We start from the raw sequence: 13,813 nt of genomic DNA, 5'->3' as shown, positions 1-13,813 counted from the left end.
GGTCTGGTGACCATTTCTCCGGAGAACCCTGCCGAAACCGCCGCCCAGTCCCTGGACTTCCGCCGCATTGACTTGCGCGGACGGTCCCTGACCTTGGCTGAACTGCGGGCCGTGGTGCCCCGGGCGAAGCAGGGCACCTTGGCGGACGCCGAGCAAAAAGTCCTCGACATCATTGCAGCCGTCCGTTCCCGGGGCTTCGAGGCGCTTGGCGAGTTCGCGTTGGCGTTCGACGGCGTGGAACAGTCGCACCCGCGCGTGCCGGCCGCCGCGCTTGCCGAAGCCCTTGAGAACCTTGATCCGTCAGTGCGCGCGGCCCTGGAGGAATCCATCCGCCGTGCCCGGCGGTTCGCGGACGGCCAAAGGCCAGCCAACGTCGACGTGGAGCTGGGGGACGGCGCCGTCGTCAGCCAGAATTGGGTACCGGTGAGCCGCGTTGGGCTGTACGTCCCCGGTGGCCTGGCCGTCTACCCGTCCTCCGTGATCATGAACGTTGTCCCGGCGCTGGCTGCGGGGGTTGCCTCGATTGCCTTGGCCTCCCCGCCCCAAAAGGACTTCGGCGGCCTGCCACACCCCACGATTCTGGCGGCAGCCGCTTTGCTGGGCATCGACGAGGTCTACGCCATTGGAGGCGCCCAGGCGATTGTCTCCTTTGCCTACGGCATCCCCGGGGCCGGCGATGTTGAGCCGATCGAACCTGTGGACGTTGTGACCGGTCCGGGAAACATTTTCGTGGCAACCGCGAAGCGTCTTGTGAAAGGCGTCGTGGGCATCGATTCCGAGGCCGGCACCACCGAGATCGCCATTTTGGCCGATGCTTCGGCCCGTCCGGCCCTCGTGGCCGCTGACCTCATCAGTCAAGCCGAGCACGACCCCAAGGCGGCTTCCGTCCTGATCACCGACTCCGAGGAGCTCGCCTCCGCCGTGCAACGGGAGCTCGCCGTCCAGGCAGGAACCACCAAGCACGGCGAGCGGGTCACCACTGCATTGTCGGGTCCGCAGTCGGGCGTGGTACTTGTAGACGATATCGATCAGGGGATCGCGGTCTGCGATGCGTACGCGGCAGAGCACCTGGAAATCATGACGGCCGACGCAGCCGCTGTAGCCGCAAGGATCCGCAACGCGGGCGCGATTTTCGTGGGGGACTACAGCCCGGTCAGCCTCGGGGATTACTGTGCAGGCTCCAACCACGTTTTGCCTACGAGCGGCACTGCTGCCTTTTCTTCCGGACTGAACGTGACAACCTTCCTGCGGGCCGTCCAGGTGATCAACTACGACAAGGCGGCCTTGGAACTGGTCAGCAGGCACATCGTGAGCCTCTCCGATGCCGAGGATCTTCCCGGCCACGGCGATGCCGTCAAGATTCGGTTCGCGGGCGACTAACACTACATGTATGGGTCACAACCACTACATATAGTAGTTACAGTCTTGTCATTCGCCCGTATGTAGCCGTAAACTGGTGCCGGAAGTCAAACTTCCGGCACCTTTTGCGTTCCCGGCCCACGCCGCCGCGGGGACAGGGCACCGGAACCGAACAGGGGAGGCCCAGCGTGTATTGTCCGTTCTGCCGAAACCCCGACTCACGCGTTGTGGACAGTCGCATGGCCGACGACGGCTCTGCCATCCGCCGTCGGCGTCAGTGCCCTGAGTGCGGACGCCGATTCACCACGGTGGAGACCACAAGCCTGTCCGTCATCAAACGCTCAGGCGTGGGGGAACCCTTCAGCCGCATCAAGATCATCAACGGCGTTCGCAAGGCCTGCCAAGGACGGCCCGTGACCGAGGACGATCTTGCGATGCTGGCCCAGGAAGTCGAGGAAAACATCCGCTCTTCCGGCGCCGCGGAAATCGACGCCCACGAGGTCGGCCTGGCCATCCTTGGACCACTCCAGAAGCTGGACGAAGTCGCGTACCTGCGATTTGCCAGTGTTTACCAGGCCTTCGAATCGCTTGAGGACTTCGAATCGGCCATTTCCCTGCTCCGGCATGAAGCCGAAACCGCAGCTGCGGACGGGGCGAAGGGCGCCAAGGGCAAGAGCTCCGAGAAAAGCCCCATCTAGCTCCGGTGGCGGCAGCGGAGGGGAAGCCGCAGCCGCCACCGGCACCACGCCCTACTTGGCGAGCTTGTGGTGGAGGGCGACGTCCAGCGCGGCCCCCACGATCCCGGCGTCGTTCTTCAATTCCGCCGTGACGATGCGGGTCCGCAGATTCAAGTGGGGGAAGTACTCATCCGAACGCTTCGAGATGCCGCCACCAATGATGAAGAGTTCGGGGGAGAAGAGGAACTCGACGTGTGAGAGATAGCGCTGCAGCAGCACGCTGTACTCTTCCCAGCTCAAGCCGTCGCGTTCGCGGGCCACGGCGGATGCCTTCGTCTCGGCGTCGTGGCCGTCCACTTCGAGGTGGCCGAGCTCGGCGTTGGGGACCAAGTGCCCGTTGAAGATGAAGGCTGAGCCGATGCCGGTTCCGAGGGTAATGACCAGGACCGTGCCGCCGACGCCTTCGCCCGCACCATAGCGGGCTTCAGCGAGACCGGCTGCGTCGGCGTCGTTGATGACCTCGACGGGTCGGTCCAGGCGCTTGGTGAGCATCGAATCGATGTCCGTGTCGAGCCAGGACTTGTCCACGTTGGCGGCAGAGCGGACCACTCCGTGCTGGATGATCCCGGGGAAGGTGACTCCCACGGGCGAACCCTTGGCCGGGGCGTCCTCGCGGGCCGACAGATCTTCGACGATCTGGGCGATCACTTCCGCGACGGCTTCGGGAGTGGCGGGCTGCGGCGTGGGGATGCGGAGGCGGTCCCCGAGCAGCTTGCCTTTCTTCAGGTCGACGATGCCGCCCTTGATGCCGGTGCCACCAACGTCGATGCCGATCAGAGGGCCGTTCTTGTGGATCTTCTCATCCTTCTTGGTCAATGCGCTTCCGTTCATGGCAGGAGGGGTGGGCATATCGCAGCACGAACGGCTGCAGGCGACCTTCCGAAAAGCTTAGGGAAGAGTCAGGATTTCGGCGCCGGTCTCGGTGACCAACAAGGTGTGTTCAAATTGTGCGGTCCGCTTGTGGTCGCGGGTGACGACTGTCCATTCATCGGGCCACATGTCCCACTCGATGGTTCCAAGGGTAAGCATGGGCTCAATCGTGAAGACCATACCGGCTTCGATGACGGTGTTGTAGGCCGGCGCGGCGTCATAGTGCGGGATGATCAGGCCAGTGTGGAAGGCCTCGCCGACGCCGTGGCCGGTGAAGTCACGGACCACGCCGTAGCCGAAGCGTTTCGCGTAGGACTGGATGGCGCGGCCGATCACGTTGATTTCGCGGCCGGGGGCGACGGCTTTGATGGCACGGTTGAGCGACTCCTGGGTGCGTTCAACCAGCAGCCGGGACTCGTCGTCGACGTCTCCCACCAGGAAGGTGTAGTTCGTGTCGCCGTGGACGCCGTTGATGTAGGCCGTGATGTCGATGTTCAGGATGTCGCCGTCCTGGATCACGGTGCTGTCAGGAATGCCGTGGCAGATGACTTCGTTGAGCGAGGAGCACAGGGACTTGGGGAAGCCGCGGTAGCCAAGCGTGGACGGGTAGGCATGGTGGTCCAGGATGAACTCATGGCCGATGCGGTCCAGCTGGTCGGTTGTGACGCCCGGCTCGATGTGCTTGCCCACCTCGACGATCGCCTGGGCCGCGATTTTGCTGGCGATGCGGATCTTCTCGATGGTTTCCGCGGATTTGACCTCAGAACCCGTGAACTTCGCGGGTCCGGGCTTGCCGACATACTCCGGACGCGGGATGGACGCCGGAACAGGCAACTGTGGGCTGACTGTTCCACGGGTGAGCGTGCCGATTGGTGCGGTCAGGGCAGGAGAAGGCATAGATTGATCATATAAGGGACGCGCGAGACGCAAGTAACTAAGAAGCTAAATATCGGCCTGCACAGCGGGCAAGCGGCCCGCCGGGCTCACGGCGGGGTTCGAAAGGAGAGACCGTGGCGGAGTTCTGGTACAACGTTCAGACACACCAAATCGAAGAGGACGCGTTGTCCGACTGGTCCCAGCTGATCGGTCCTTACGAGACCCGCGAGGAAGCGGAACACGCCCTCGAAAAGGTCAAGGCCCGCAACGAAGCCTGGGACAAGGACGACGACGACTAGCGGCGACGAGGGCCGGTTCCGGTCCTAGAAGGAATGCTCCGGGCCGGGGAACTGGCCGGACCGGACGTCGTCGGCGTACGCTTTCGCCGCGTCGCCCAGGGTGGTGCGAAGATCCGCGTATTGCTTGACGAACTTGGCCATTTTGCCGCCTCGCAGTCCGGCCATGTCCTGCCACACCAGCACCTGTCCAGTGGTCGCGTTGCCTGCGCCGATCCCGATGGTGGGCACGTCAATTGCGGCGTCGACGGCGGCAGCGGTTTCCGCGGGGACCATCTCCATGAGCACACAGAAGGCGCCTGCATTTGCGAGTGCAGTGGCGTCTTCGACGAGGCGCGCGGCATCGTCGCCCCGGCCCTGGACGCGGTAGCCGCCGAGCGAGTGTTCGCTCTGGGGCGTGAAGCCGATGTGTGCCATGACGGGAATGCCTGCCTGGACCATGGCCCGCACCGTTCCCGCGTAGAACGCGCCGCCTTCGATCTTGACGGCGTGTGCCAAACCTTCCTTCAGGAAGCGGACACCTGTTGCCACCGCCTGCTCCGGCGACACTTCGTAGCTGCCGAAGGGAAGATCGGCCACGATCAAGGCACGCTTGGCGGACCGGGCCACCGCGCGGCACAAGGGGAGGAGCTCGTCAACGGTTACGGGGAGGCTCGTCTCGTTCCCGAAGACGTTGTTGGAGGCCGAATCGCCGATCAGCAGAACCTCGATGCCGGCCTGGTCGAAAATCTCGGCCGTGTACTGCTCGTAGGCCGTCAACATCGCAAAGCGCTCACCCTTGGCCTTGGCCTGCTGCAGGTGATGGGTTCGGATCCTTGCCGCGGGCTTCGGCGTCGAAGAAGCCGTCGAAGCCCCGGAACCTGCGCTTGCAGGTCCCGTTCCGTAAGGCGCAGGAATTTCGGCGGGCATGCTGGAATCGGAACTGTTGCTTGGGGCCATGAGTAGAGCGTATGCGGTACCGGCCGTCCTAGCCACACCGGCGCAGGGGCAGCCCCGTATTTGTAAACGCTGTGTTACGCGAACCGGGGGTGCAGCCAATCAAGCCCAATGCTTAGTAGAGTGAATGCTGAGTTGTCGCCGGCTTCGCATCCCGAATCCGCGGCGTGGACGTTGACCCGGAAATGAGGCCCCATGGACCGCCAGCAAGAGTTCGTTCTGCGAACTATCGAAGAGCGTGATGTGCGCTTCGTACGCTTGTGGTTTACCGACGTCGTCGGATCCCTGAAATCGGTGGCCCTTGCGCCGGCTGAAGTGGAAGGCGCCTTCGAAGAAGGCCTGGGCTTCGACGGCTCGGCGATCGAAGGCCTTGCCAGGGTGTTCGAATCGGACATGCTGGCCCAGCCCGACCCCTCCACCTTCCAGATCCTTCCGTGGCGTGGTGAAACCGAGCAGACCTCCAGGATGTTCTGCGACATCCTGACCCCGGACGGCGAGCCGTCGGCCGCCGACCCCCGGAACGTGCTCAAACGCACCCTCGCCAAAGCCGCGGACATGGGCTTCACGTGCTACACGCACCCCGAGATCGAGTTCTACCTCCTCAAGTCCCAGGACCTCGTCAACGGCGTTCCCGTTCCCGTTGACGAGGGCGGCTACTTCGACCACGTCCCCGGCGGCGTGGCACAAGACTTCCGCCGCACGGCCGTCACCATGCTTGAATCCGTGGGCATTTCCGTGGAGTTCAGCCACCACGAGGGCGGCCCGGGCCAGAACGAGATCGATCTCCGCTACGCCGACGCCCTCCAGACGGCGGACAACATCATGACCTTCCGCACGGTCATCAAGGAAGTGGCCCTGCAGCAGGGAACCTACGCGACCTTCATGCCGAAGCCGTTTACCGACCACCCCGGATCGGGAATGCACACGCATTTCTCCCTGTTCGAGGGTGACACCAACGCCTTCTACGAGGCCGGGGCCGAGTTCCAGTTGTCGAAGACGGCGCGCCAGTTCATTGCGGGAATCCTGCAGCATGCGCCCGAATTCACCGCCGTGACCAACCAGTTCGTGAATTCGTACAAGCGTCTCTGGGGCGGCGGCGAGGCGCCGAGCTACTTGAGCTGGGGCCACAACAACCGCTCGGCCTTGGTCCGCGTGCCGCTCTACAAGCCGGGCAAAGGACAGTCCGCGCGGATCGAATACCGCGGGATCGACTCCGCCACCAATCCGTACTTGGCCTACGCCGTGTTGCTGGGGGCAGGGCTGAAGGGTATCGAAGAGGGTTACGACCTTCCGGCCGCCGCGGAAGACGACGTCTGGTCGCTCACGTCGGCAGAGCGCAAGGCAATGGGCCACACTCCGCTTCCGGCCAGCCTCCACGATGCCATCCGCGCCATGGAAGACTCGGAACTCGTGGCGGACATCCTCGGCGAACAGGTCTTTGACCACTTCCTGCGCAACAAGCGTGCGGAATGGCAGGACTACCGGCTTCAGGTCACGCCGTACGAGCTCAAGCGCAATCTCGGCATTCTCTAGGCTGTGGGCGTGAGCCTGGCCCGCCGGCTCATCTCGGCCGGCTTCAGCGACCTTGAAAAGGGTGAACGGTTCCTTGCTGCCCGTGAGCTGGACGGCATAGACCAGGACACGATCTTTGCGGGGCTGCACCTGAGCGCCAGTCCGGACACCGCGCTTCAGTCGCTCGTCCGTTTGATCGAGAAGCATCCCTCGCTCAGGCAGCTCGCGGGGGAGCACCCGGATCGCAGCGAACCGCTTTACCGCTTGCTGGGGGCATCCGAGGCCTTGGGGGAGTTCCTGATCAGGCACCCGGAGCATTTGGACGTCTTCAATGTCCGTGTCAGCCCTGAGCCGTTGTCCGCCGACGCCGGCGAGTTGCGGACGAAGCTGCTCCGATCCGTCAAAGCGGACCCCAACTCTCCCCGGCCCGTCGCCGCGATGACGGGGGCCGGCGCTTACACAGCCCTCCGGACGGCCTACCGGCGCGGGCTCACCGAGCTGGCCATCAAGGATCTCTGCGCCGCCAGTCCGCAGGACTTCATGCCCGCCGTCGGAGCCGAACTGGCCGACCTTGCCGGCGCGGCGATAGAGGCGGCCCTCGCCGTTGCCAGGGCAGAAGCTGCGGCGACTTTCGATCCCGCCGATATTGCCGGCGTCGGCCTGGCCGTTATCGGGATGGGCAAGTGCGGTGCCCGTGAGCTCAACTACATTTCCGACGTCGACGTCATCTACGTGATCGAGGCGCCTGACCTTGCGGACGCCGAGGCTGCGACCATCGGTACCGCCTTGGCCTCAGGGATTTCCCGGGCCATTTCGTCCACCGGCCCCGAACCCGGGCTGTGGGAGGTCGACGCGAACCTGCGGCCCGAGGGGAAATCCGGTCCCCTCGTCAGGACTTTGCCCTCGCACTTGAGCTACTACGCGAAGTGGGCTGAAAGCTGGGAGTTCCAGGCGCTCCTCAAGGCCCGCACCATCGCAGGGGACAAGGACCTGGGCTCACGGTACGAGCAGGCCGTCCAACCGCTCGTGTGGGCTTCGGCCGGCCGGGAGGGTTTCGTGGAGTCGGTGCAGGCGATGCGCCGGAGGGTGACGAACAACATCGCCCCCGCGGAAGAACAGCGGCAGATCAAGCTCGGCCCCGGCGGATTGCGCGATGTCGAGTTCACAGTGCAGCTCCTGCAACTCGTCCATGGAAAATCCGACGAAACGCTCCGTTGCCGGGATACGACGTCGGCCATCTCCGCGCTGTCCGCGGGCGGCTACATCGGCAGGGTGGACGCAGCCGCCTTCGACGCGGCCTACCGCTATTTGCGGGTTCTCGAGCACAGGATCCAGTTGTTCCAGCTGCGCCGAACCCACCTCATGCCCACGAGCCCGGACGCATTGCGTTTCCTCGCGAAAGCCATCCTCGGCCCCTTCTCCACAGACAGGCCGCATCCGGACGCCCTGATTGACACTTGGCAGAAGACCAAACGGTCTGTTCGCGAACTGCACGATCGGATCTTCTACCGGCCGCTGCTCAACACGGCCGCGAAATTGAGCACCGAAGACGCCAAGCTCACTCCCGAGGCTGCCCAAGGCCGGCTTGCGGCACTCGGTTACCGCGACCCGCAAGGGGCCATGCGCCACATCGAGGCCCTCACGGCCGGCGTCAGCCGGCGCGCCGCACTGCAACGGCAACTTCTCCCCATCCTTCTCGGTTGGCTCGCCGAAGGCGTGGACCCCGACGCCGGATTGCTCGCCTTCCGACGAGTCAGCGAGGCACTCGGGACCACGCACTGGTATCTCGGGATGCTCCGGGACTCGCAAGCAGCGGCCGAGCGCCTGTGCCACGTGCTTTCCAATTCCCGCCTTATCGCCGATCTCTTGGAAGTTTCCCCGGAATCCGTTGCCTGGCTCGGTTCCGACAAGGACCTCATGCCGCTCAGCTTCGAGGCGCAGTGGCAGGAAATCCAGTCCAAAATGTCGCGGCATGCCGATCCGGAGAACGCGATGCGGCTTGTCCGGCTCATCAGGCGCCGGGAGATACTCCGCATTGCCATCGCGGACAGCGCAGGCCTCCTGGGACAGGACGCGGTAGGCACGGCGTTGGCCGACGCCGACCGGGCCGCGGTCCTGGGTGCCCTGCACGTCGCCGAGTCCATCGTGGCATCCGAGGGGCCCCTCAAGACGCAAGTGCTGGTGGTGGCGATGGGCAGGCAAGGTGGACGGGAGATCGGCTACGGCTCGGATGCCGACGTCATGTACGTCCACCGCGCACTCCCTGGCGCGAGCGAATCCGAAGCACAGCAACAAGCACTTGCCATTGTGGGACACCTGTCCACTTTGCTGACCCAACCCCTCAAACCGGCCATCCTGGCGGAACGGGTCCTCACCCTCGACGCCGATCTGCGTCCGGAGGGTAAGAACGGGGCGATGGTCCGTTCCCTCGAGTCATACGCTGAGTATTACCGGCGGTGGTCCCTCATCTGGGAAGCCCAAGCGCTGTTGCGGGCACACCCGATGGCAGGCAACGACGAGTTGGCCGCGGAATTCCTGTGGCTCATCAACCCGATACGGTACCCCAAATCGCTCGCCGACTCGGATGTGCGCGAGATCCGGCGCATCAAGGCACGGGTCGAGTCTGAACGGCTTCCTCGAGGCGCCGATCCAGCCAGGCATGTAAAGCTTGGCCGGGGCGGACTGAGCGATGTCGAATGGCTGGTACAGCTGCTCCAGCTCCAGCACGCCGGGAAGCATCCGCAACTGCGGACCACATCCACCCTGCAGGCCCTTGACGCGATCGAGTCGTTGGGCCTGATCGACAAAGGCGACGTCGAGCTGCTTCGCAAAGCCTGGCGGCTCGCCAGCCGTATCCGTTCGGCGAATGTGATCTGCACGGGGCGTGCCTCGGATCTCCTCCCGGCATCCCGAAGGGACCTGGAGGCCGTCGCCAGGTGGTGCGGTTACTCTCCGGGGCAGGCTGCCGTGTTCGAAGAGGACTATCTTCGCCTGAGCCGCCGGACCCGGGCGGTGTTCGAAAAAGACTTCTACGGCCAATGAGCCCCGGCCCGGGCCGTCCTGCGGGCTTCGGGGACGGCTAGGCTCGAAGGATGCTGGAAACCGTATGGCTCATTCCCTTGAAGGATCTCGACGACGATGCCCGCGCCATCAGTCTCGGCGACGTCGCGGGCATGGAATTGGCCGCGGGGCAGGAAGATTTCGTGGGTGACCCGTTCAAGATGATGCTTATGGGCCTGGAAGACGAAAGCCGCCTGCCATATGTCGTCGAAGCGGCAGGCGCAGCCGTCGGAGTATTTACCTTGCAGTCTGGTGCCGCAACCTTGGCAGGATGGCACGACGACGATTCCGCCTGGCTCTTGCGCGGGTTCCTGATCGACCGGAAGCGCCAGGGGAGCGGGCTGGGCTCCCTTTCCGCTGCGGCCGCTGTACGGGAAGCGCAGAAGCTCACAGCGAGGCTGGGCGGCGGCCAGGCCGGCGTCGTGCTTTCCGTAAATGAACGCAATCCTGCCGCCAGGGCTGCCTACGCAAAGGCGGGCTTTGTGGAGGCGGGCAGGTTTTTGGGTGGCTCCGCCGGCCCGCAATGGACCATGCACCGGGGCTTCGTCGGCTAGGCCGTACGTGCGTTTTGCCGGTTTTCCTTGGTGTGGCGTGGCGGATTAGAAGAATAAGCATGCTTACAGTAAGGTTACTGAGGTTTGCACAGCGATAAAGGCAATCATCGAAATGTTAACGACTGAAACTGGAGCTACATCATGAATGTCATCCTCGGAATCGTCGCGGTCATCGCGATCCTTTTCTTTATCATTGGTGGAACTGTTAAGGCCCTGGGATTCCTTCTGTGGATCGCCCCGATCCTGATCGCCTTGGCGATTATCGTCTTCCTCTTCAGGTTGATTAGCGGGCGTCGCCGGGTGTAGGAAATGGGGGTCCGGGCGATCCGGGGCCTGACAAAAGGACGGCTGTGTCTTAGCGGACACAGCCGTTCTTTTTTTGTGGCCGGGTGGCGGAGGGCGTTAAAAGGGAAAAGGGCCGCAGTTCACAAAATGAACCGCGGCCCTTTATTTGCCTCGTGCGTTGTTACTAGACGCCGTAGTAGAGCTCGAACTCGTACGGGTTCGGACGCAGTGACAGCGGGCGGATCTCGTTCTCGTACTTGTACTCGATCCAGGTGTCGATCAGGTCCTGGGTGAAGACGCCGCCGGCCTGCAGGAATTCGTTGTCCTCGCGCAGGGCCTCGAGTGCTTCCTCGAGGGAAGCCGGAGCCTTGGGGATGTCCTTGGCTTCCTCTGCGGGCAGTTCGTACAGGTCCTTGTCGATCGGAGCCGGGGGCTCGATGCGGTTGCGGATGCCGTCGATGCCGGCCATGAGCTGGGCCGAGAACGCCAGGTACGGGTTGGACGCGGCGTCCGGGGCGCGGAACTCGATGCGCTTCGCCTTCGGGTTGGAGCCCGTGATCGGGATGCGGATACCGGCGGAGCGGTTGCCCTGCGAGTAGACCATGTTGACCGGAGCTTCGAAGCCCTTGACCAGGCGGCGGTAGGAGTTGACCGTCGGGTTGGTGAAGGCGAGCACTGCCGAGGAGTGCTTCAGCAATCCGCCGATGTACCAGCGTGCGGTGTCGGACAGGCCGGCGTAGCCCTTCTCGTCGTAGAACAGCGGTTCGCCGTTGCTCCAGAGAGACTGGTGGCAGTGCATGCCCGAGCCGTTGTCACCGAAGATCGGCTTCGGCATGAAGGTTACGGACTTGCCGTACTCCCAGGCAGTGTTCTTGATGACGTACTTGAACTTCTGCAGGTCGTCGGCGGCGTGCACCAGCGTGGTGAACTTGTAGTTGATCTCGGCCTGGCCTGCAGCACCGACTTCGTGGTGCGAGCGCTCGACTACGAGGCCTGCCTCGTCCAGGGCGACGCACATGGCGTCGCGGAGGTCGGCCTGGTGGTCAACCGGGGAAACCGGGAAGTAGCCGCCCTTGAAGGGGGTCTTGTAACCGAGGTTTCCGCCTTCTTCGGCGCGGCTGGTGTTCCAAGGCGCTTCGATCGAATCGACCTTGTAGAAGGAACCCGCCGGGGAGGACTCGAACTGGACATTGTCGAAGACGTAGAACTCAGCTTCGGGAGCGAAGAATGCCGTGTCCGCAATGCCGGTGGAGGCCAAGTAGGCTTCGGCCTTTTCGGCAACGCCGCGCGGGTCGCGGTGGTACGGGTCTCCGGTGCGCGGGTTCACGATGGAGAAGTTCAGCGCGAGGGTCTTCTCGATGCGGAAGGAGTCGATGAAGGCCGTGGTGACGTCCGGGATGAGCTGCATGTCGGACTCTGCGATGCCCTGGAAACCGCGGATCGAAGATCCGTCAAAGAGTTGGCCATTGACAAAGAAGTCAGCGTCAACGCTCTTGGCCGGCACATTGAAGTGCTGCTGGACGCCCGGAAGATCGGTGAAGCGGATATCAACGAACTTAACATCTTCGTCTTTGATGAACTTGAGGACTTCGTCCGCAGTCTTGAACATCTATGCTCCTAACGCATAACAGGTAACAGGCCCCTGGGGCCGTCTGGTCCAGCGCAAACCGAAAGCAGGGAAACAAAAAAGTATCCCTGCTGCGGCGGCTAGCAACTTCTCCAACCATAGGGAAATGGGATTTCCCCGGAGTGTCAGTATTGTTTCGAGCAGGTTACAGAAACTCCCTGCCGTGTAAACGCTACTGGTCCAATGCAGGGCCAGTCTATGCCTTGCGTCTTTGTGTCTGCTTCCTCGTGGACACTGCCGGCATTCCGCCCGCGGCTTCTCCCGCCGTCGGGCGTGCGATGGTGAAGCCGTAAACTTGGTGTGTGGTTGATCGTAAAGATATCGGTTCATGGCTGACAGGACCGGATACGTCCGGCATTTCCAAGTACCCGGGAGCGCGGCTCGGCCTCCCCGAATCAGGCCCCGGCTCCATGGCCCGCGCGGGCCGTCGAATCCTGGCAATCTGCATCGATTGGGCCATTGCCACGGTGATCAGCAACTTTGCCTTCGGCGGCAACCCGTGGGCGACGCTCGCTGTCTTCGCCGTGGAGCAGATCCTTCTCATCGGCACGCTTGGCTACAGCATCGGACACCGGGTTGCCGGCATCCACGTGGTACGGCTTGGAGGCACGCCGGCAGGGCCCTTGGCCGCTTTGGTCCGGACAATTCTCCTGTGCCTCGTGATTCCCGCGGTTGTTTTCGATCCTGACCAGCGAGGCATCCACGACAGGGCCATGGACACGATCCTTATCCGGATGTAGCTTGTAGCGCACAAAAAAGCCGCCCGTTCCTGGAGATCCAGGAACGGGCGGCTTTGCGTTGTCTTAGCGTCCGCGTGCGGCCTTGCGGTCCGGGCGTGCCTTGTACGGGTCGATGCCCTTCGGGATCGGCAGGCGGTTTCCAAGCGAAGAGATGCGCTTGCTGACGGCGCCAACCTCAACCTTGGTGAGTTCGTTCTTGTATTTGTTCATGGTCTTCGCGATCTGGCTGATGGGCACCTGGCCTTCGCCGCGGCCGCTTTCGATCACGTGGATGGTGACGTTCGGGAGGATCCTTGCGAGCTTCTTGCGCTCTGCGTCAACCAGCGGCTTGACCCGATGCGACGGTCCTTCGCTGACCAGTACGACGCCCGGACGGCCGATGGCGCGGAAGACCGCGTCCTGGGTGCGCGGGTTGACGGCAACAGGCTGGTCCTCGGTGATCCAACCGCGTCGCAAAGTCCCCAAGGCCGCGCCGGAAGCTCCGGGCTGGTTCTCGATCTGCGCGAAGGCCGCACGTTCCGCGCGGCGCGAGAGGATGAAGACAGTTGCCAGCAGGCCCAGGGGGATACCGATGATGAGGCCGGTGACCCAGTTGTTCAGCAGGAGCCCGACGACAAGGCTGACAGCAACGACGCCAAGGAATGCCAGCAGCATGAGCCACACCACGGTGGGGTCATTGCGGCGGGTCATCTTGAAGACCTCGCCGATCTGCTTCAACTGGCTCGGCTTCTTGGCCTTGGCTTCCTTGGGCTTGCGGGAAAACAAGCCGCGCTTGGGAGCGTCGGCAGCCGATGTTGTCGAGTTGCTGGAATCAGGGGATTTCGCCATAGTGCCTTAATTCTACGTGATTTATGGCAAAGGACCGGACGCCGGATCTGTCCGGGGTCCGGTCCTTTGACCGTGCTTGGCCGAAGTGCTATGCGTGGTGTGCGAGGAGGGTGCGGGCTTCCTGGCGGGTGGT

13 protein-coding genes are annotated in these 13,813 nt (G+C 63.4%); 8 read left to right on the top strand and 5 right to left on the bottom strand.

Translation table 11 applies throughout. From position 1 onward, the window contains the following. Positions 1–6 precede the first annotated feature (6 nt). Entirely contained in the window at positions 7–1,380 is a 1,374-nt protein-coding gene (gene hisD, locus L0B83_RS14970) for a histidinol dehydrogenase (protein WP_234759256.1), read from the top strand. Positions 1,381–1,547: 167 nt separating this feature from the next. Next, entirely contained in the window at positions 1,548–2,057 is a 510-nt protein-coding gene (nrdR, locus tag L0B83_RS14965) for a transcriptional regulator NrdR (RefSeq protein WP_234759255.1), read from the top strand. A gap of 51 nt (positions 2,058–2,108) precedes the next feature. On the opposite strand, the gene ppgK is transcribed toward nrdR, so the two are convergent. Both ppgK and map read right to left on the bottom strand, forming a co-directional pair. Beyond that, the gene (ppgK, locus tag L0B83_RS14960) at positions 2,109–2,912 is read right to left on the bottom strand and encodes a polyphosphate--glucose phosphotransferase (RefSeq protein ID WP_308194002.1); all 804 of its coding nucleotides are present in this window, start codon (positions 2,910–2,912) and stop codon (positions 2,109–2,111) included. Between the two features lie 72 nt (positions 2,913–2,984). Further along, on the bottom strand, positions 2,985–3,863 hold the full coding sequence (gene map / locus L0B83_RS14955; protein ID WP_234759253.1) for a type I methionyl aminopeptidase: 879 nt from the start codon (positions 3,861–3,863) through the stop codon (positions 2,985–2,987). 113 nt (positions 3,864–3,976) lie between these two features. Between map and L0B83_RS14950 the strand changes: the two genes are divergently transcribed. Then, positions 3,977–4,141, top strand: coding sequence for an SPOR domain-containing protein (locus tag L0B83_RS14950; protein WP_234759252.1), 165 nt, complete (start codon positions 3,977–3,979; stop codon positions 4,139–4,141). A gap of 24 nt (positions 4,142–4,165) precedes the next feature. Here the strand turns inward: L0B83_RS14950 and panB are convergent, their stop codons facing one another. After that, positions 4,166–5,077, bottom strand: coding sequence for a 3-methyl-2-oxobutanoate hydroxymethyltransferase (gene panB, locus L0B83_RS14945; protein WP_234759251.1), 912 nt, complete (start codon positions 5,075–5,077; stop codon positions 4,166–4,168). A 192-nt stretch (positions 5,078–5,269) separates the two neighbouring features. Here panB and glnA (L0B83_RS14940) point away from each other — a divergent pair, with 192 nt between their 5' ends. The 4 genes from glnA (L0B83_RS14940) to L0B83_RS14925 all read left to right on the top strand — a co-directional run bounded on the left by glnA (L0B83_RS14940) (position 5,270) and on the right by L0B83_RS14925 (position 10,506). Next, positions 5,270–6,607, top strand: coding sequence for a type I glutamate--ammonia ligase (gene glnA / locus L0B83_RS14940; protein ID WP_234759250.1), 1,338 nt, complete (start codon positions 5,270–5,272; stop codon positions 6,605–6,607). 9 nt (positions 6,608–6,616) lie between these two features. Then, complete coding sequence (locus L0B83_RS14935; protein ID WP_234759249.1) at positions 6,617–9,628, top strand: bifunctional [glutamine synthetase] adenylyltransferase/[glutamine synthetase]-adenylyl-L-tyrosine phosphorylase; 3,012 nt, start codon at positions 6,617–6,619, stop codon at positions 9,626–9,628. Positions 9,629–9,678: 50 nt separating this feature from the next. Beyond that, positions 9,679–10,200 carry a GNAT family N-acetyltransferase gene (locus L0B83_RS14930; protein WP_234759248.1) on the top strand — a complete coding sequence of 174 codons (522 nt, stop codon included), beginning with the start codon at positions 9,679–9,681 and terminating at the stop codon, positions 10,198–10,200. Positions 10,201–10,341: 141 nt separating this feature from the next. Then, a complete protein-coding gene (locus tag L0B83_RS14925; protein ID WP_234759247.1) occupies positions 10,342–10,506 on the top strand; it encodes a hypothetical protein in 165 nt (54 codons plus the stop codon). A 163-nt stretch (positions 10,507–10,669) separates the two neighbouring features. Here the strand turns inward: L0B83_RS14925 and glnA (L0B83_RS14920) are convergent, their stop codons facing one another. Continuing rightward, on the bottom strand, positions 10,670–12,094 hold the full coding sequence (glnA, locus tag L0B83_RS14920; RefSeq protein ID WP_234759246.1) for a type I glutamate--ammonia ligase: 1,425 nt from the start codon (positions 12,092–12,094) through the stop codon (positions 10,670–10,672). 320 nt (positions 12,095–12,414) lie between these two features. Between glnA (L0B83_RS14920) and L0B83_RS14915 the strand changes: the two genes are divergently transcribed. After that, positions 12,415–12,852: an RDD family protein gene (locus L0B83_RS14915; RefSeq protein WP_234759245.1), complete on the top strand. Its 438-nt coding sequence runs from the start codon at positions 12,415–12,417 to the stop codon at positions 12,850–12,852. Between the two features lie 63 nt (positions 12,853–12,915). Here the strand turns inward: L0B83_RS14915 and L0B83_RS14910 are convergent, their stop codons facing one another. Then, entirely contained in the window at positions 12,916–13,680 is a 765-nt protein-coding gene (locus L0B83_RS14910; protein WP_234759244.1) for a DUF4191 domain-containing protein, read from the bottom strand. Positions 13,681–13,813 lie beyond the last annotated feature (133 nt).

Source organism: Arthrobacter alkaliphilus, assembly GCF_021483235.1.
In the GTDB taxonomy this organism is placed as follows: Bacteria; Actinomycetota; Actinomycetes; order Actinomycetales; family Micrococcaceae; genus Arthrobacter; species Arthrobacter alkaliphilus.
The sequence above is the reverse complement of the archived record's forward strand: the minus strand, read 5'-3'. Positions and strand labels throughout refer to the sequence as shown.

What these genes read in the sequence shown, in the direction of transcription:
- map (WP_234759253.1), bottom strand. Translation starts at nt 3,863, where the DNA reads ATGCCTTCTCCTGCCCTGACCGCACCAATCGGCACGCTCACCCGTGGA.
- panB (WP_234759251.1), bottom strand. Translation starts at nt 5,077, where the DNA reads ATGGCCCCAAGCAACAGTTCCGATTCCAGCATGCCCGCCGAAATTCCT.
- glnA (WP_234759250.1), top strand. Translation starts at nt 5,270, where the DNA reads ATGGACCGCCAGCAAGAGTTCGTTCTGCGAACTATCGAAGAGCGTGAT.
- L0B83_RS14930 (WP_234759248.1), top strand. Translation starts at nt 9,679, where the DNA reads ATGCTGGAAACCGTATGGCTCATTCCCTTGAAGGATCTCGACGACGAT.
- L0B83_RS14925 (WP_234759247.1), top strand. Translation starts at nt 10,342, where the DNA reads ATGAATGTCATCCTCGGAATCGTCGCGGTCATCGCGATCCTTTTCTTT.
- glnA (WP_234759246.1), bottom strand. Translation starts at nt 12,094, where the DNA reads ATGTTCAAGACTGCGGACGAAGTCCTCAAGTTCATCAAAGACGAAGAT.
- L0B83_RS14910 (WP_234759244.1), bottom strand. Translation starts at nt 13,680, where the DNA reads ATGGCGAAATCCCCTGATTCCAGCAACTCGACAACATCGGCTGCCGAC.